This is a genomic window from Flavobacterium sp. FG19, from assembly GCF_057809475.1.
Genome location: NZ_JBMDKA010000010.1, coordinates 119,541 through 137,358, shown reverse-complemented (window position 1 = coordinate 137,358; position 17,818 = coordinate 119,541). Strand labels below are relative to the sequence as shown.

12 protein-coding genes are annotated in these 17,818 nt (G+C 35.8%); 3 read left to right on the top strand and 9 right to left on the bottom strand.

Translation table 11 applies throughout. The features are described from left to right. Positions 1-3 precede the first annotated feature (3 nt). The 7 genes from ACODST_RS12145 to ACODST_RS12115 form a co-directional block, all read right to left on the bottom strand. Entirely contained in the window at positions 4-1,995 is a 1,992-nt protein-coding gene (locus ACODST_RS12145; RefSeq protein WP_488932370.1) for a TlpA family protein disulfide reductase, read from the bottom strand. Between the two features lie 63 nt (positions 1,996-2,058). Beyond that, the gene (locus ACODST_RS12140; RefSeq protein ID WP_488932369.1) at positions 2,059-3,462 is read right to left on the bottom strand and encodes a RagB/SusD family nutrient uptake outer membrane protein; all 1,404 of its coding nucleotides are present in this window, start codon (positions 3,460-3,462) and stop codon (positions 2,059-2,061) included. 12 nt (positions 3,463-3,474) lie between these two features. Next, on the bottom strand, positions 3,475-7,065 hold the full coding sequence (locus ACODST_RS12135) for a SusC/RagA family TonB-linked outer membrane protein (RefSeq protein ID WP_488932368.1): 3,591 nt from the start codon (positions 7,063-7,065) through the stop codon (positions 3,475-3,477). A 125-nt stretch (positions 7,066-7,190) separates the two neighbouring features. Continuing rightward, complete coding sequence (locus ACODST_RS12130) at positions 7,191-8,318, bottom strand: FecR family protein (protein ID WP_488932367.1); 1,128 nt, start codon at positions 8,316-8,318, stop codon at positions 7,191-7,193. 134 nt (positions 8,319-8,452) lie between these two features. Continuing rightward, positions 8,453-9,016, bottom strand: coding sequence for an RNA polymerase sigma factor (locus ACODST_RS12125; protein WP_488932366.1), 564 nt, complete (start codon positions 9,014-9,016; stop codon positions 8,453-8,455). A gap of 347 nt (positions 9,017-9,363) precedes the next feature. Next, entirely contained in the window at positions 9,364-9,564 is a 201-nt protein-coding gene (locus ACODST_RS12120; protein ID WP_488932365.1) for a hypothetical protein, read from the bottom strand. A gap of 108 nt (positions 9,565-9,672) precedes the next feature. Further along, positions 9,673-11,274 (bottom strand): Na+/H+ antiporter, encoded by a 1,602-nt coding sequence (locus ACODST_RS12115; RefSeq protein WP_488932364.1) that lies wholly within the window; start codon positions 11,272-11,274, stop codon positions 9,673-9,675. Positions 11,275-11,448: 174 nt separating this feature from the next. Between ACODST_RS12115 and ribB the strand changes: the two genes are divergently transcribed. Both ribB and ACODST_RS12105 read left to right on the top strand, forming a co-directional pair. Continuing rightward, on the top strand, positions 11,449-12,135 hold the full coding sequence (gene ribB / locus ACODST_RS12110; RefSeq protein WP_488932363.1) for a 3,4-dihydroxy-2-butanone-4-phosphate synthase: 687 nt from the start codon (positions 11,449-11,451) through the stop codon (positions 12,133-12,135). After that, a complete protein-coding gene (locus ACODST_RS12105) occupies positions 12,113-12,688 on the top strand; it encodes a Crp/Fnr family transcriptional regulator (RefSeq protein WP_488932362.1) in 576 nt (191 codons plus the stop codon). The genes ribB and ACODST_RS12105 overlap by 23 nt, the downstream gene beginning before the upstream one ends. Positions 12,689-12,852: 164 nt before the next feature. On the opposite strand, the gene ACODST_RS12100 is transcribed toward ACODST_RS12105, so the two are convergent. Together ACODST_RS12100 and ACODST_RS12095 are read right to left on the bottom strand one after the other, a co-directional pair. Then, positions 12,853-14,550: a ribonucleoside-diphosphate reductase subunit alpha gene (locus ACODST_RS12100; RefSeq protein ID WP_488932361.1), complete on the bottom strand. Its 1,698-nt coding sequence runs from the start codon at positions 14,548-14,550 to the stop codon at positions 12,853-12,855. Positions 14,551-14,564: 14 nt separating this feature from the next. After that, a complete protein-coding gene (locus tag ACODST_RS12095) occupies positions 14,565-15,539 on the bottom strand; it encodes a ribonucleotide-diphosphate reductase subunit beta (protein WP_488932360.1) in 975 nt (324 codons plus the stop codon). A 737-nt stretch (positions 15,540-16,276) separates the two neighbouring features. Here ACODST_RS12095 and ACODST_RS12090 point away from each other — a divergent pair. Continuing rightward, complete coding sequence (locus tag ACODST_RS12090) at positions 16,277-17,767, top strand: ankyrin repeat domain-containing protein (RefSeq protein ID WP_488932359.1); 1,491 nt, start codon at positions 16,277-16,279, stop codon at positions 17,765-17,767. Positions 17,768-17,818 lie beyond the last annotated feature (51 nt).

Genomic DNA, 17,818 nt, shown 5'->3' with positions numbered 1-17,818 from the left:
AAATTACTTTTTCTCAGCTTTTAAATAGTCTACAATAATCGAAATTTCATCAGCCAGTGCACTTGGACTTCCAAAATACCCCGTAGACTGCCATCTCAGTTTTCCGTTTTGATCGATGATCATTTTCTGTGGAATTCCGGAGAAATGAAAGGCCTTTGCGTATTTTTCATATACTTCGTCGTATTTTCCGGTTTTTGGATTTTTACCATCATATAAAATAGTAAAATCAAATCCCTTTTCTTTAATAAAAGCCTGCGTCTGCGCTTTAAAATCTTTGATATATTCCTGTGTATCTACAAAATAGAATTTTACATTTTCGTCGGCTTTGTATTTGTTCACGGCCATATTCATTCCCGGCATCGCATTTTTACAAGGCCCGCACCAGGTCGCCCAGAAATCTAGAATCACAATCTTACCTTTTTGATCGGCCAGTTTTACTTTTCCGCCTCTGCTGCTTTCGAGATCAAATCCACTGATAGGAAGATTGATTAATTCCGAAATCAGTTTCTTTTTGTGTTCTTCATTACTGTCGGCTTTTAATGAATGTAAATACGCTTCAAAATCGGCTTCCTTTTTACCTTCTTTTATATACAATTCTTTTAAAGAAGCAATGGTGGCCGGTGTAATCTGATTTTTTCTGGCCGAAAGCTCCATATACTCTTTGGCTTCGGCTGTTTTCCCTTCTCTTAAAAGCATTCTGCTGTACACCTCGTTATAAGAAGCGTTTTTGTACCCCATTACCGGTTTAATTTTATCCAGATATTTTCTTTCTAAATCATAGTTTTTAAAAATTTCCAGAATTTTGGCATAAGTGAAGTATTCTCTCGTACCGTATTCTAACGCCAGCGCCTGCCATTGAGATAAAGACAGTTCACCTATCTTATCTTTTGGTAAGTAAGCTTCTCTTTTTTCCATTTCGGCAATAATAGCATCTGCATATTTTTTCAGAGTTTCTAAATTTGCTTTTTCGCTGCCTTCCTGATCTCTGTCAAACGGAATTCCTACCAGATGCCAGGCATAATCTATTAAATTAGTGTACGAAACTTTGTTTACACTGTTTATAGCGTAGTTGTAATCTTTTTTATTGACGATATAACCATAAGCAATGCTCTTGAACATTTTATCGTAATAAAGGCTTTCAATATCTGTCAGAACATCCTGAAAATTACTTTGCGGGAAATTTTTCTCGAAAGTTTCGTATAATTTTACTTTTTTATCAAAATCAGCCTCAGTAAAAATCTTTTTAATTTCGATATCGCGGGCCCATACACCATTAGGGTATGTGGTTACCATTACTTTCTGAACAGAATCTATAAAAGCTTTATTGGCCTGCTGATCTAAAAGATTTAGTGCTTTTTGTACTTTATACTGCTGTACATTATTCAAAGTATTTGTTAAAACAAATTTTAGTTCACCTTTAATAGGTTTGGTCATGTCAATAGGTTTAACACTTTTAGTCAGTTTTAAACCTTCATAAAAAACATCTGTACGGCTTTCCGGATGATGCTGTAATTCATATTTAACCCACATCAGACTGATGGTATCGTTAATATTCGAAACAGGATCCAAAAAATTAGGGTGTTCATCTGCAAAAGATTGATTTCTAAGAATTCCCCATCCCAGATAAGATCCTTTTGAAGCTTCCAGCATCCAGCTGTAAGTATCTTTTCCTCCTTTATCGATTAAAGTATCTGAAATAAAAACACAGCTAATTAAGGCGGCATCGTCGCTAAGCTTTATTTTAGTCTGCCATTTTTTATCGGCTGTTGGTTTTAAAGTAATATCGGCTGCTTTCCATTTAAAGCTTCCATGTGTGTATATTCTTCCTGAAACCTGTTTAGCATCTTTCAAAACAGTCCCGGCAGGATCATACGTAATGGTAATTTCTTCTCCGGCTTTTGGAATTCTGGGAGAAACATCAAATTTTCTTGCTTCTTGTGCATACGAAGACACACTAACACTTAAAAAAAGTGCTGCTAGTTGTAATATTTTCATTTTTCTTTTGTTTAAGCACGCTCAGGGAAACCTGAACGTGCTATTTTTGAATCAATACCTTTTTTAGTTGTTTTGCTCTAAGTCAGGAGCATAATCAAAGTAAATCGCTGCAAATGGAAACTGATAACGATTTCCGTTTGGTTCAATTGTAAAAGTCTCCGTTAAGTATTTATGTGTAATGGTTTTAGCAAACCTTGGATCTTTGTTTAAGCGTTTTAAGTCGGCCCATCTGAATCCTGCTGTTCCCATTAGTTCTTTTCGGCGTTCAGCCAGCACTTTTATAAGAGCATCATCAGCATCGGCTGCTGTTAAATCCGTATATTCAGCTGCTTTAAAACGTTTCTTTCGTAACGTATTAATAGTGGTCATGGCTTTTGCTGCATTTCCGGCTCTTGCTTCACATTCTGCTTTAATAACATACATTTCAGGAACTGAAGGTCCGGCATTACGTCCGTCGCCCGATAAAAGTTCTTTACAGAAAGCTCTTCCCTGTGTCAGGCTTCCAAACGTCATATCGGTTAAAGGTCTGGTGTATAACTGATATCTTAAATCTTTAGTATCAAATGAATTTAATAATTCATCGCTTAAAGATAAAAGTGTCGGCGAATACATATAACTGTTGGACTGTTTGGCCAGTATGATTTCAGGATCTTCAAACGTTCTTGGCCAGCCGTAATCTCCTGCACTTTGATAATCCTCTAAATTGAGTACGCTATTCTGCAAAGCCAGAGCCGACTCAGCGTTACGAAGCGCCTCTGTATAATTGCCCATATACAAATAGGTTCTGGCTAAAAGCGCATGAGCAGAAGCTTTTGACGGGAAAGCGACGTTTCTTCCCGTATTTACCGGTTTTAATCCTGATGCTGCGGCTTCGGTTAAGTCTTTTACTACCTGATCGTATACTTCTTTTACAGAAGCTCTGGTTATATTATCGGTTACAGTTGGAGTTGTTAAAAGCGGAATTCCCGGATCTGTTGAGGCAGTAGCCGGATCATAAGCTTTTCCAAATACATTTACTAAATTCAGAAAAATGTAAGCTCTGTGAACCTGAGCTTCACCTTTTATTGCCAGACGTTCTGCATCGGTACCGTTCTGACTGGTCATTACTTCCGAAATAATTACGTTGCAGGTATACAACTCAGCATATAACGAATTCATATCACTGTCGGTTTCCCCAACCGGAATAATTTCATCAGCCCATTTATAGGTCTGTAAAAAAGGTTTGTAATAAGCGGAACCGGAATAATACAGATCGAAATACGAAGCATGATCATCTCTCATTACAATATCATCTGAAGCAACATCAACTAAAGAATACGTTTTATTAAAAGTTGACGCTCCCTGCAGAAGGTATCTGTAATTTACGGTTTCTTTAGGAATCAGTTTTCCTTCTGTTACTATATCTACATAATTGTCACAGCTTATTAAAAATGCTGCTAAAACTCCTGTTATTAAATACTTTTTCATCGTTTACAGCTTTTAAAAATTAAAATTGAATCCCATTGAATACATAGCCGATGGCGGCAGTTTCATATTATTGCCAGTATAGGGAAGGAAATCAGGGTCTAAATTATCGTTGTTTTTTCTCCAGATGATCCCAATATTTCTTGCTGAACAAACTAATGAGGCATTGTCAATAAAAGTATGGGCAAAAAGTTCTGATAAGTCGTATTTTAAAGATACTTCCTTAAAGCGTACGTGATCCCCGTCAATTACTTTGTTATCGCTGAATCTGTAACGTCCGTAGCTATAACCTGTAAGTCCTCTTACGCCCGGAACGTTAGTAGTGGCTTCATCTCCCGGATTTCTCCATCTGTTGTCTATATCTGAATTCAGATCGTATTTTGCAAAAGTATTGTAGCGGGTTACATAACTGTCAAACGTAGGTTTAAACAATACATAGTCTAATTTGTAAGTAGCCAGAAGATATAATGAAAGCTTTTTATAAGTTACATTGGCACTTAAACTTCCATAATATTTAGGAACAGAACTTCCCATAAATTTCATGTCTTCAATATTAGTCAGCATGGTAGTTGACTGTACTATGTTTCCGTCTTTATCATAAACCTGAGTAGAACCGGAAGCATTTAAACCTGCATTTCTAAAAGCAAAAATACTGTTAGAAGGATATCCTACAAGCGGAGCTGTACTTCCTGATCCGTTCAGGATATTACTAAAATTAGAATATCTGGAATCCGTAACTTCGTTTGTATTATAAGAGGTTACTAAATTTAAATCCAGTCCGAAATCTTTAGTTTTAATAACTGAACCGTTCAGGTTAAAATCTATTCCGTGTCCTTCTAAAGTAGAGGTATTTCGAACTAACATACTGTTTGGAATACCGTAAAACGGGGTAACCGGAAACTCCTGTATCAGATCTTTACTGTTCTTTCTGTAGTACTCAATGGTTCCGTTTAAGCGGTAGTTAAGCAGACTGAAATCCAGACCAAAGTTCATAATTCCTGTTTTTTCCCAACGCAAAGACGGGTTGGCAGCTGCCGAAATAAAAGCATAAGGCTGCTGTGAAAAAGTATCTACATCTGCCAGTGAAATATTGGTAAAAGGAAAAGTATTTAAACTGATATTTCCGTTATAACCGTAACTTGCTCTAAAACTTAAGTTGTCAAACAGTGTTACGTTTTTCATGAAATTTTCTTTAATAATATTCCATTTAAAACCGGTTGACCACAATGGCGTTCTTCTGTAACTTTTATCTACCCCAAAATTGTTATAATCGTCTAAACGGGCACTTCCGGAAACGGTATATCTTCCATCGTAGGTATAAGCTGCATTACCATAGTAAGACAAAAAACGACGGGTTTGATTTTTCAGACTGTTATTGTAACTAAGCCCCTGAGCATAGCCATAAACGGTATTAGGGGTATTAGAAGGCAGGTCAATAGAAGTCTGAGCTGTATCATTATAACCATATAAGGTTCCGGTCTGCGTTAATTCTTTGGTTTGTCTGAACTCTATACCTCCAAGAGCATCGATAGAATGTTTATCTGCCACTGTAGTGTTATAAACCAATTGTCCTCTTCCGGTATAACTGTCTTTACCAAATCTTGAACTCTGGTTGATCCCGCCCAGCGGAACTCCGTGTACTAATTCGTTTGTTGCTGTATTTATAGAAGTATACTGATTAATAACATCTCTGGCAAAATAAGTATCAATGTTAGAATAATTTCTATTATCAAGATTTGAAGTTTCGACATAATAAGTCGCCACAGCATCTAACCCTTTAAATAAAGGGGCTGTAACCGAAATATTAGCTGAATAATTTTGTTCTTTTAAAGTTTTATCAGCATTGTTAAGTTCATCCATGTAATTGTACGTCCATGGCAGGTATCCCTGATTTTGCAGATTCTGAGCATCCGCGCTGTAAAAACGTCTTTCATAAGAAACAGAATTTCCATTGGCATCTACAATCTGGTCATAAGGAAGATAAGTAGTCAGCGAAGCTCCAAGCGGTGATAAACCTAAACCATTTTGCGTATACTGAAAAATGGATCCTTTTAAACTGGTACTTACTTTTAAATAATTCAGCAGTTTAAAATCCTGATTTACTGTAAACGTCATACGTTTTCCACCTGTTCCAACCGCCTGAGTTTTTTCATTAGAAAACGAAGCCGATGTAAAATAGGAATAATCGTTTTCTCCTCCGCTGAAAGAGAAATCATAAGTACTGGACTCCGAAGGTCTCATCAAATATTTTGTAATCTGATCGTAATTATCTCTTCCTCTTAAAATATCCAGCTGCGCTTCTTTCTGAGCTGCCGTAATGGTTCCTCTCTTTTCCTGAAACATTAATTCTACTCCCTGACTTACCGGTGTTGAACTGTACAAACTGGAATTCATGGCCGGATCAGATATAAGACCTTTGTCTACCAGTTCCTGCTCCAGATTTAAAACCTGAGAGGAATTTAGTAAAGGCAGACGTGATAAAGACGTTTTATTGGCAATAGCAAAATTTTGGGAAGCACTGAATCTTGTTTTTCCTTTTTTTCCTTTTTTGGTTTCAATTACCATCACACCGTTAGCAGATCTTGCTCCGTAAATAGAAGCTGCTGCGGCATCTTTTAAAAAGGTAATTTTTTCAATATCCTTTGGATTAATCGTTCTGATATCCAACTCAGTAGGCGTTCCGTCTAATATAATCAGCGGCATGCTGTTGGCATTATAAGTAGACTGTCCTCGAATCCTGAAATTGTAGCTGGATTTTCCCTGCTGTTCTCCAAATAAATTTCCGTAAACAAAAGTATTATCAGAATCGAGAACATCAATGGCCAAACCCGCAACCTGTCCTTCTAACTGGTGCATCACGTTTGAAACCGGGATTTTCTCCAGATCTTTGGCTGTAATTACAGATACAGAACCTGTTGAACGTTTTTTATCAATTTTCTGGTAACCATTGTTTACCACAATTTCGTTCATTAAAGAAACTTTTTCCTTAGCTGTAATCACAACATTAGACTGTCCGTCCAAAGCTAAACGGGTGGTTTCGATTGTTAATCCTGAACATTCTATAACAGCATTTGAAGGTACACCGTGTAAAGTAAAACTTCCGTCAAAATCTGTTACGGCACCAATTCGGGTTCCGGTTACCCAGACATTAATTCCCGGATAAGGTTCTTTCTGCTGGTTTAAAACGCGTCCTTTAACTTCGATAGCGCCTGTTGACTTTGTATCTGAAGTCGTAGAAGTGACCACAATGGTTTTATCCTGAATGCTAAAAACAAACGGCTGTCCGTCAAAAACAATTTCTAATGCTTCTGAAATACTTTTTTTCTGGATGTTTACATTTACCGGTTTTGCTTTGTCAAGAATTTTGACATTATAAAAGAAAACATATCCTGTCTGCTTGGTAATACTGGCAAACACTTTTTGAAAAGTAAGATTGGTTCCCTCGATGGTAACGGTTTTATTGGTCTGCGCAACAGAGGTTAACGCAAGCATCATAAATAATATAAGATATAGTTTTCTCAAATTATTGAATGTAATAGACCTGAATTCTCCTTCTTGGGCTGAATTCGGGTACTGACTTAATTTTTGATTAGTTAAAAAATTCATTACTTTTGAATCGGCTGGTTAATAAAATAGGATCGGTTAAATTTTATTTTAGGACTACGCTTTACATACCCAAGGTGCGGGAACACTTTGGGTATTTTTTTTACGCAGGCTCCTGTTTCACATTTTTACTGTGTCACAATCACCTCCTTTCCTGAAACTTTAAAGTGAATATCATTACTTTCAAGCATTTTTAATACTTGATTTAATTTTAAGTCTTTTTGTATCGCGCCTTCAAAACGCTCATCCGGTATTTTACCTTTATAAATCACGTCGACATCATACCATCTTTCAATTTCACGCATGATTTCGTCATATCGGGCATTTTCAAAATAAAACAATCGGTTTTTCCAGGCTATGGCCAGTTCGGCATTTATCTCTCTAGTTCTCATAGAATGTTTGTCTAATGAAACTACGATCTGCTGACCCGGTTTTACGAGTGTTGAATTTTCTCCTTCGGTAATTTTGATTTTTCCTTCTAACAAAGTAGTCTTCAATACCGGTTCGTTCTGATACGACCTGATATTAAAGTGGGTTCCCAATACTTCTACCTCCTGCCCGTTTGAAAAAACTTTAAAAGGCATTTGGGCATTATGGGCTACTTCAAAGTAGGCTTCTCCGGTTAAAACAACCGTTCTTTCGGTTCCTTCAAAATAAGTTGGGTATTTTAAAGACGACCCGGCATTCATCCAAACCGTAGTTCCGTCAGGTAATGCAACCTGGAAAGTCTTTCCATTTGGGGTAACCAGTGTATTATAAGTGGCTTTCCCTTTATGGTCTGCCGAACTTTCATCATAACGAATCTGTCCGTCCTTATCCTTAGTAATCACCACATTTTCCTGACTGGCTACTACTCCGTTTTTCTGTTCGTTCAAAACTACTTTTGATCCGTCAGAAAGCGTTAGTACAATATCATTTGAATTTTCAGCCGCAGCTGCATTTTCAATTTTAGTACCGGTAGTAGTCGTTATTGTATTAATTCTGGAATAGTAGGTTATACCCGCCAATAATGCCACCGATGCTGCAATGGCATATTTGTAATAGGATTTCCTTCTTCTTTCCGGGGTAATCTTTTTATCAATAACGTTCCAGGCAGCCTCAACATCAATTTCCTGAAGTTCGTTTTGATAATTCCTTTTTACTCTTTCAAAATATTCCCTGTTTGAGTCAGACTCATTGTACCATGCAGCAAAAACTGATTCTTCTTCGGGGCTGAGAGTATCGTTTATTTTCTTTATGATCAGTTTAAATTCCATTTTGAGAATTCTTTTAAATTAACAATTACTTGATGTAATTTATAACTAAGACAAGCGAATCCTCTAAATGGGTGACAAAACTTTAAGAAAAAATAAAGAAAAAATTAAATTTAACACTAAGTCAGCCAGTTTTCTTACATACGGGCTGCTAATAAAGCTAAAATGACAGCCAGCGACTGACTGATTCTGGTTTTTGCTCTCTGCAGCTGTGTTTTAACGGTGTTTACGGAAATCCCTAATTCGTCTGCAATTTCATTATAACTGTAGTTTTCAAGAAATTTCAGTTTGAAAACCTGCTGCATACTTTCGGGAAAAGTTTCTATGATTTTTAAAATCTGATTGTAGAGGATGTTTTTTTCTTCTTCCGAAATTAAATCGAAATCATCTTCCAGAACAAGCATAGAGTTTAAATCGATCAGATTGAGATCATCAGTAATCTTTAAGGATTTTAAGTAGTTCAGACAGCGGTTTCGTACCATGGCAGCCAGATAACCTTTTAAAGAAGTTTTGATTTCGATACTGGCGGCATTTTCCCAAAGTGCGATAAATACTTCCTGTACTATATCTTCACTGGCCTGCTGATCGTACAAAAAATTATGGGCATACATTACCAGCTCTTTATAAAAACGATTAAAAACATTTTTATAAACAGTCATGTTTTGTTTTTGGAGTTCTTCTAAAACTATATTTATTTCCAAAATAAAAACTTAAAGCTGATTTGCACTAAAAAAACAAAGCTATGTAAATTTAAGTTATCTTCAAATATGACTGCAATTTCTCTCAATATCTCTAAAAAGAACCCAAAACAAGAAACCTAATTTACAAATCCTTAAAAAAACTCAGTTTTATTTGTATTTAAAAAACAATATTAGTAGAAATCCTACCTGAAATAAAACGAACTGTTTTTATTACTTTATACGATTTTTTTTACCTTAAGGTTTGGTAATATTAAAAAAACATTAAAAATAAATGATTAAAAGGTAATCAAATAAAAAAACCTGTAATGAAAATTCACTACAGGTTTTCTAATTTTAATTGTAATACTTTATTTTTTGATACTGTCTGTTTTTACAGTCTGAACGGTATCAACCGTTGTAGTATCTATTTCCGGTCCGACAGTATCAATAATAGCTTCTGTTGAATCTATCGATCCGGATTCTATAGTTGTTTCATTCTTCTTGCAGGAAAATGCCAGTCCCGTTAACAGGATCAGTAAGGCTGTTTTCGTATTTAAGATTGTTTTCATAATTATATTATTTTACAGTTTGTATTCATTTTTATTATTATAAATTTAAAAAACTGAATATCAAGACTATTACATAATTTTTACTGTTGTTTACAAAAATCAAAGCCGTTACTCTTCGTACATTTCCATCCAGAGACGGGTTTCCTCCAAATCCAGTTCCTTTTCTATTTTACGGAAAATCTCTTCGTTAACTGATCCTTTTTTATGCATACTTTCCAGATTATTGCGCTCTACATTTAAAAGATCAATCTGAACTCTGGTAAACTCGTTAAAAATCTGTCCGCCTAATACTTTTCCGTTTCCAAAAAAGTTAGCCGGAAGTTCTGTTTTTTGCAGTCGATTAAACTTTACTTCGTATTTACTTTTAATATTATGAAGCAATTCATCATCCAATAAAGAAAAATTATCTTCGATATGCGTAATTGTTTCAGAAACTATTTTGTTTCGAATATCGTATTCTTCTGCTAAAATAGAATAACGCTCAATTTTCAGTTTTTTAATCAACCACGGAAGCGTAAGTCCCTGAATAACCAAAGTGGACAATATCACACAAAAAACCAGATAAATAATCAGATTACGAAGCGGAAATTCTTCTGTTTTATTAAGCATTAACGGAAGTGCCAGAGCAGCGGCCATCGAAACCACGCCACGCATTCCCGACCAGCCAAAAATAATCATATTACGATAATCAAATTCTTCTTTGGATCGTATTCGTTTACTAAACATTCGTGGTAACATCGTAGCGGGAACAACCCATAGAAAACGAACAAGAATTACGACTACACTAATAACAGCTCCCCACAAAAGCAAAGAAGTTCCGGAATAACTGCCTATTCCTTCCATTATCTGTCTCAACTGCAGTCCGATTAAAATAAAGATTAAACCATTCAGAATATTATTCAAAACATCCCATATCGTATTGGTCATAATTCGGCTTTCATGAGAAAAAATAGTACCAGATCTGGCAGCAAGAAAAAGTCCTGTAGTTACTACTGCCAAAACTCCTGAACCATGAAAATGCTCTGCAAGCAGATAAGCTGAAAATGGCGTCAGCAGCGTAAGTGTCACCTCAATAATATCATCACAAACAAATCTTTTATGAATATAATACATTACAAAACCAATAGCCAAACCAATTGCAATTCCTATTACTGACATTAAAACGAAATTAAACCCAGCCTGCCACAAAACAAAATTTCCTGCTGTAATCGCTGTTAAAGCATATTTATAAGCCACAAGACCACTTGCATCATTCAGTAGACTTTCTCCTTCAAGAATAGCGATCAACCTTGGGTTTAATCCTAAACCTTTTGTAATCGCTGTTGCCGAAACAGCATCCGGAGGTGAAACAATGGCACCAAGTAAAAATGCCAGCGGCCAGGAAATATCGTCTATCAGCCAATGTGCTACAACAGCAACCAATCCGGTCGTAAAAAAAACTAAACCAACGGCTGCTAAAGTGATCGGACGAATCGACTGCTTAAAATCAGACCAACTGGTATGCCATGCCGCATGATACAAAAGCGGAGGCAGGAAGATAATAAAAACAATTTCAGGACTTAATGCAATAACGGGAAGTCCGGGAACAGCACTGATAATTACACCGCAAAGCACTAAAACAATTGGTATAGGAAAATTGTATCTTTTACTAATAAGACTTAAAAATGCTACGCCAAAAAGCAGCATGATAATAACGGTAATATTCTCCATTTAACAGGCGGTGTTTATCGATTTTGGAATTGAAATTTCGAGGACTAAATTAAGATTTTTGTAACTAAATTAAAATATCATTAGAAAAAGAAGGCCGATTTATTGACTTATATCAAACTTTTGCCAGCCGGACCACTGTACATTTGATATCCTTTTTATTAAAAATATATTATCATGATAAATACAGAAATAAGTCCGTTGTTGCAATTTGGAATCACAAGCCAAAAAAGAGTTGAAAATGCCTTGGAACAACTTAAAAACGGAAAAGGAATACTTTTAATTGACGACGAAAACCGGGAAAACGAAGGCGATTTGATTTTTTCGGCAGAACATATGAATGTTTCGGATATGGCCCTTATGATACGCGAATGCAGCGGTATTGTCTGTTTGTGTTTAACCAATGAAAAAGCCTATCAGCTGGAACTTCCTTATATGGTACAAGAAAACACCAGCCATTTTCAAACTCCTTTCACGATTACCATTGAAGCTAAAAACGGAGTTACAACAGGAGTTTCTGCCGTGGACCGAATTACTACAATAAAAACGGCAATTGCTTGGAATGCTGAGCCCGAACATTTAGCAAGACCTGGTCATATTTTCCCTTTAAGAGCCAAAAATAATGGCGTTTTAGAACGAAACGGCCATACCGAAGGAAGTGTCGATTTAATGAAACTTGCCGATTTAAAACCAGAAGCTGTTCTGTGCGAATTAATGAATGAAGATGGTACAATGGCAAAATTAGACGAAATAGTCAGTTTTGCCCAAAAGCACGATTTAATAGTTTTATCAGTCGAAGATATTATCTATTACCGTAAATTCGTGCGAGATTACAACAAAAATGATATACGAACAGCTCAGTAATTACATCAGGAAAAACATTGACGTTTCAGACGAAGATCTAAATACGATTCTATCCTGTTTTAAACCTTTAAAGAAAACCAAAAACGAGATATTGCTTGCTCAGGGACAAATCAGTCAGCAGACTTATTTTGTTGGGAAAGGCTGTGTACGTATTTTTTTTATTAATGAAGAAGGAAAAGACGTTACCCGATATATTGCTTTTGAGAATCAAATGGCAACAGCTTTGGTTAGTTTCATAACCAAAAAACCTGCTCAGGAAAATATTCAGGTTATTGAGAAATCAGAAATACTGGCCATCAGCCATGAGAATTTTAATCATTTAATGAAAATTATTCCGCAATGGCGTGAGTTTTACAGTAATTATCTGGAAAAAGCTTATGTAAATAATGCGAATAGATTAATGTCATTTACAACCATGGATGCTTTGGAAAGATACAATCAGCTTTTGAAAATTAATCCAACGATCGTAAAAAGACTTCCAAATAAAATTGTGGCTTCGTATATTAACATTTCGCAGGAAACTTTAAGCAGGCTGAAGTCTAAGGTTCTGTAGTTTTTAAACACATAGAAACATAGTACAAAAGCTTAAAAAAGGCGTTTCAATTGTGTTCTCCTATGGATTTATTTTTAGGAGATGTTTCCTTTGTTGACATTGACAAGTAGTTATTAATTAACAATAAAAAAGCCGAATCTTATTTTAGATTCAGCTTTTTTATATTATGATTCACAACTGCTACAAGAAACAAGACTTGTAACCAACTCCTTAGAAACACTCTGGCTTCTTTGGTAATACAAACTTTTAACCCCTTGCTGCCAGGCTTCAATCATTAAACGGTTTACATCTTTAATAGCCAATTCTGCCGGAATATTAAGATTTAAACTCTGCCCCTGATCTACAAACTTCTGACGAATTCCAGCTTGTTGCACAATTTCCAACTGACTGATTTCTTTAAATGTTTTAAAAACATCTTTTTCTTCCTGAGTCAATTCTTCCATATGCTGCACGCTTCCGCCATTTAGCATAATTCCTCTCCAGACTTCTTCGTTATCTATACCTTTTTCTTCAAGCAGTTTTTTAAGGTATTTATTTTTACGCATAAAGTTACCTTTGCTCAATCCGGCTTTGTAATAGTTACTGCTGAAAGGTTCAATACCTGGCGAAGTCTGTCCTAAAATAGCAGAAGATGAAGTTGTAGGTGCAATTGCCATTGTTGTGGTATTACGTCTTCCGTAACCTTTTAACAATTCTGGTTCACCATAAATTCTTGCCAGTTCCTGACTTGCTTTATCGGCTTTGTCGCTGATATGTTTGAAAATCTCAGTGGTTTTCATTTTAGCTTCCATTCCTTCAAACGGAATCATATTTTTCTGCAGGTACGAATGCCATCCTAAAACACCTAAACCTAATGCGCGGTGTCTTTTGGCAAATTTATTAGCTGCAGAAAGGTAATAGTTTCCTTCTGTTTTTTCGATGAATTCCTGTAAAACAGCGTCTAAGAAAAAGATGGCCAGTTTTACAGCTTCAGTATCTTTCCATTCTTCATATAGTTCTAAATTCATAGAAGAAAGACAGCAGATAAATGATTCGTCATGAGTTGACGGAAGCATAATTTCGCTGCACAAATTACTGGCATTAATTCTAAGATTTTGATCTTTATAAACTTGCGGTTTGTTTTTATTTACGTTGTCACTAAAAAAGATATAAGGCAATCCTTTTTGCTGACGGCTTTCTAAAACTTTTGCCCAAACTTGTCTTTTTTCTGCATCTCCGTCAATCATTTCCTGCATCCAGTAATCAGGAACACAGATTCCGGTAAACAGGTTCTGAATTGGATTTCCGATGCTTTTAATCTTTAAAAACTCTTCAATATCCGGGTGATCGACATCCAGATAAGCAGCAAATGCACCTCGACGAACACCTCCCTGAGAGATTGTGTCCATAGCCGTATCAAAAAGTTTCATGAAACTTACTGCCCCGCTGCTTTTTCCGTTATCGGTTACAGCACTTCCGCGTTCACGCAATTCACCAAAATAACCCGATGTACCTCCGCCAATTTTAGTCTGCATGATTACTTCACCCAATTTATGTGTAATCCCTTCAATTTTATCCGGAACGTGTACGTTAAAACAAGAAATTGGCAGACCTCTCTCGGTTCCCATATTAGCCCAAACCGGAGAACTGATGCTCATCCAGCCTCTTTCGATCATTTCTACAAAAGATTCTTTTAATTCCGGTTTATACAATCTTCTTGCGGCGGCAGTACAGATTCTGTCAATTGCACCTTCCACCGTTTCACCTTTTAGAAGATAACCGCGATTTAAAATTTGTTCACTCTCTGAGTTCTTCCACCACATTTTTGCTCCTGCTTCATTTTGTGGAAGACTATTTACTTCATTTGTATCTATTGTATTCATAATTTATTGTGCTTTTAGAAAAGGTCGTTTGCCGTAATACTTTTATCGTGTTTGGTATATTCTACAGGACGTTTCGCAAAGAAATCATCCAGGCTGTTGGCAAAAACTTCTTCCTCAAACCAGGCTAAAGCTTTGTAATCTTCCATATTAACATTAAAGATTGTCGGGATACCAATTTGTTTCAGGCTTTCGTCGATTCTGAATTTCATAAAATTCACCAGATCCCCTTTTTTAATACTTTCAATTTCACCTTCTTCAAATATCCAGTCTAATATGTCCGATTCAACAGCAATAGAATCTTTAACCGTTTCCCTAACCAATTCTAAGGTATCTGCGTCGAAATAATCCGGGAATTCTTCTCTGATCTTGTTAATGATATAAATCCCACCGTTGGCATGAATCTGTTCATCGATAGAGGTCCAGGCAATAATGTTGCTTACATTTTTCATGTACCCTTTAAATCTGGTAAAAGAAAGCAGAATAGCAAACTGGCTGAAAAGAGAAACATTTTCAATCAAAATACTGAACAAGATCAGTGATACCATATATTTACGGTTATCCTGAGAACGGGTATCTTTTAAAACATTGGAAAGATAATCGACACGACGGCGTATCACCGGCACTTCCAGCAGCTTTTCAAATTCATCATTATAGCCTAACACTTCCAAAAGACGTGAATACGCTTCAGAATGTCTGAATTCACATTCGGCGAAAGTGGTTCCTAAACCATTAAATTCCGGTTTTGGAAAATGTTCGTAAATATTTCCCCAAAAACTTTTTACCGCTACCTCAATCTGCGCAATGGCCAGAAGGCTGTTTTTTACCGCTGTTTTTTCTGCAAGGGTCAAATGTGCGTGAAAATCCTGAGTATCAGCAGTAAAATCAACTTCAGTATGAACCCAATACGCTTTATTTATTGCTTCTGTAAATTGTAAAACCTCCGGGTACTCGAAAGGTTTATAATTGACTCTTTTATCAAATATAGACATATTATATAGTATTTATCGGTGACTAATCCAGAATAGAAAACCAACAGGATTTGGGGAGGGATAACTGCGTTTTTCTATACTTACAAAATTAACCCCTCCATCTTCTTTAATCCAGATTTTGATGTTAAAAATCCGATCAATTATCAACAGCGAAAACGGACTCCTGAAATCATTAAAAAAACAATTTATTAACAGTGGCATAATTTTCCGTAGTTGCCCAATTATCAGTTATTTATACTAAATCTAAATAGACTTGTCAACAAAAAAAGTCTCCATATTATCTCCAATAAAAAAACAGTTATCAACAGCCTACTTTCAAAAATGGCGATTTTCTGTCAAATTATCCTCCATTCAAAACGTCAGTTTTTAGCCCGAAAGGACTTGACCAATGACGCTGAAAGGAACGGCTTAAAACAAAAATGTTTGATTCATAAAAACAATAAAAAACTAATAATCAATATTTTAACTTAAAAAATAATAAAAAAAATTAAACAGTTATTAAACTAAATTTAAAATTTACAGTCTTAGATTTTTATCAAACGATATAGTAGCAAAACAAGTTGAGCGAAACCCTAAAGAGTATTAAAAAATCATTAGAATTAAACTTTTACAGCCAATAAAAGTTGCAATAAAAATATTAATCTATACATTTGCGATTATTTTGATTTATTCTAAATAGACAATTTCCTCAACAGTAATTCACGGACTTCATGCTCCGGACAACAACATAACACAATATGAAAAAGAATTTATTTATTTCTTTGGCCTTAACGACCGTTTTATTCCTTAATGCACAGCAAAAAAATACCCTGCTGGAACAGTCATTCTGGAAAACTTCTCCTACTGTAGAAACAGTTAAAGCTGAAATCGTAAAGGGAAACAATCCGGCAGAAGCCAATATCAACGCATTTGATGTGACCACTCTGGCCATCAATAATGACGCACCACTTGCTACTATCAAATTCTTAATGGACCAGCCGGGTAATTCGATCACAAAATTAACTCACGACAATCGTATTTATTTACACTGGGCCGCCTACAGAGGCAATACTGAATTAGTAGAGTACTTAATTGGAAAAGGTTCTGACATTAAATTTGAAGATTCGCATGGTACAACTCCGGTTGACTTTGCCGCTTCAAACGGACAATCGAATCCTGCTTTGTATGAAGCTTTTTTTAAAGCCGGAATCGATCCTAAGAAAAAATATGCAAATGGCGCTAACCTATTACTTTTAGCTATTCCTTCTGATAAAGAATTAAAAGCTGCTGACTATTTTGCCACTAAAGGAATGTCTCTTAAAGATACTGACAGCGACGGAAACACTGCTTTTACTTATGCCGCAAGATCTGGTAATATTGATCTTTTGAAAAAACTTTTAGCAAAAGGCGTAAAACCAAATGATGGTGCTCTTTTTACAGCTGCTCAGGGAAGCCGTAGAGAAACTAATACAATCGAAACTTATAAATATCTGGTTGAAGAGGTTAAACTAAAACCAACAGCACAGAATAAAAACGGACAAAATGTACTTCACATTTTAGCCGGAAAACCAAATCAGGCTGAAATTGTAAAATACTTTTTAAGTAAAGGAACTGATGCCAACAAAGCCGATAAAGAAGGAAACACCCCTTTAATGGCCGCTGCTTCGGCAAGAGAAACAGCTGTTCTGGAACTTTTACTTCCTACTGCCAAAAATATAAATGCACAAAACCTAAAAGGCGAATCTGCTTTAACAAATGCCGTAAGATACGGAACACCAGAAGCTGTAACTTTACTTTTAAGCAAAGGTGCCGATGTAAATGTAAAAGATAAGGACGGAAATAACCTTGGTGTTTATTTAGTTCAGTCTTACAGACCTGCCGGAAGAGATAAAGAAACTGCTGATCCGTTTGATGCAAAAGCAAAATTACTTGAGGAAAAAGGATTAAATCTGGCCGCAGCGCAAAAAGACGGCAATACTTTATTTCATTTAGCGGTTACTAAAAATGACATAGCACTTCTTAAAAAAATCTATGCTTTAAAAACAGATGTTAATCTTAAAAATAAAGACGGTTTAACAGCTTTACACAGAGCCGCCATGACTGCCAAAGATGATGCTGTTTTAAAATATCTTGTTTCTATAGGAGCCAAAAAAGACATCAGTACAGAGTTTGATGAAACTGCTTATGCCCTGGCAAAAGAAAACGAACTGCTTACCAAAAATAATGTCTCTGTAGAGTTTTTAAAATAAGAATTTAAAATAAATCAAATTCCAAATTCCAAATTCCAAATTCTAATTAAA

Bases quoted from the DNA above. Each gene is read 5' to 3' on its own strand.
- ACODST_RS12145 (WP_488932370.1), bottom strand. From the start codon at position 1,995: ATGAAAATATTACAACTAGCAGCACTTTTTTTAAGTGTTAGTGTGTCT.
- ACODST_RS12140 (WP_488932369.1), bottom strand. From the start codon at position 3,462: ATGAAAAAGTATTTAATAACAGGAGTTTTAGCAGCATTTTTAATAAGC.
- ACODST_RS12135 (WP_488932368.1), bottom strand. From the start codon at position 7,065: ATGAATTTTTTAACTAATCAAAAATTAAGTCAGTACCCGAATTCAGCC.
- ACODST_RS12130 (WP_488932367.1), bottom strand. From the start codon at position 8,318: ATGGAATTTAAACTGATCATAAAGAAAATAAACGATACTCTCAGCCCC.
- ACODST_RS12120 (WP_488932365.1), bottom strand. From the start codon at position 9,564: ATGAAAACAATCTTAAATACGAAAACAGCCTTACTGATCCTGTTAACG.
- ACODST_RS12115 (WP_488932364.1), bottom strand. From the start codon at position 11,274: ATGGAGAATATTACCGTTATTATCATGCTGCTTTTTGGCGTAGCATTT.
- ribB (WP_488932363.1), top strand. From the start codon at position 11,449: ATGATAAATACAGAAATAAGTCCGTTGTTGCAATTTGGAATCACAAGC.
- ACODST_RS12105 (WP_488932362.1), top strand. From the start codon at position 12,113: ATGATATACGAACAGCTCAGTAATTACATCAGGAAAAACATTGACGTT.
- ACODST_RS12100 (WP_488932361.1), bottom strand. From the start codon at position 14,550: ATGAATACAATAGATACAAATGAAGTAAATAGTCTTCCACAAAATGAA.
- ACODST_RS12095 (WP_488932360.1), bottom strand. From the start codon at position 15,539: ATGTCTATATTTGATAAAAGAGTCAATTATAAACCTTTCGAGTACCCG.
- ACODST_RS12090 (WP_488932359.1), top strand. From the start codon at position 16,277: ATGAAAAAGAATTTATTTATTTCTTTGGCCTTAACGACCGTTTTATTC.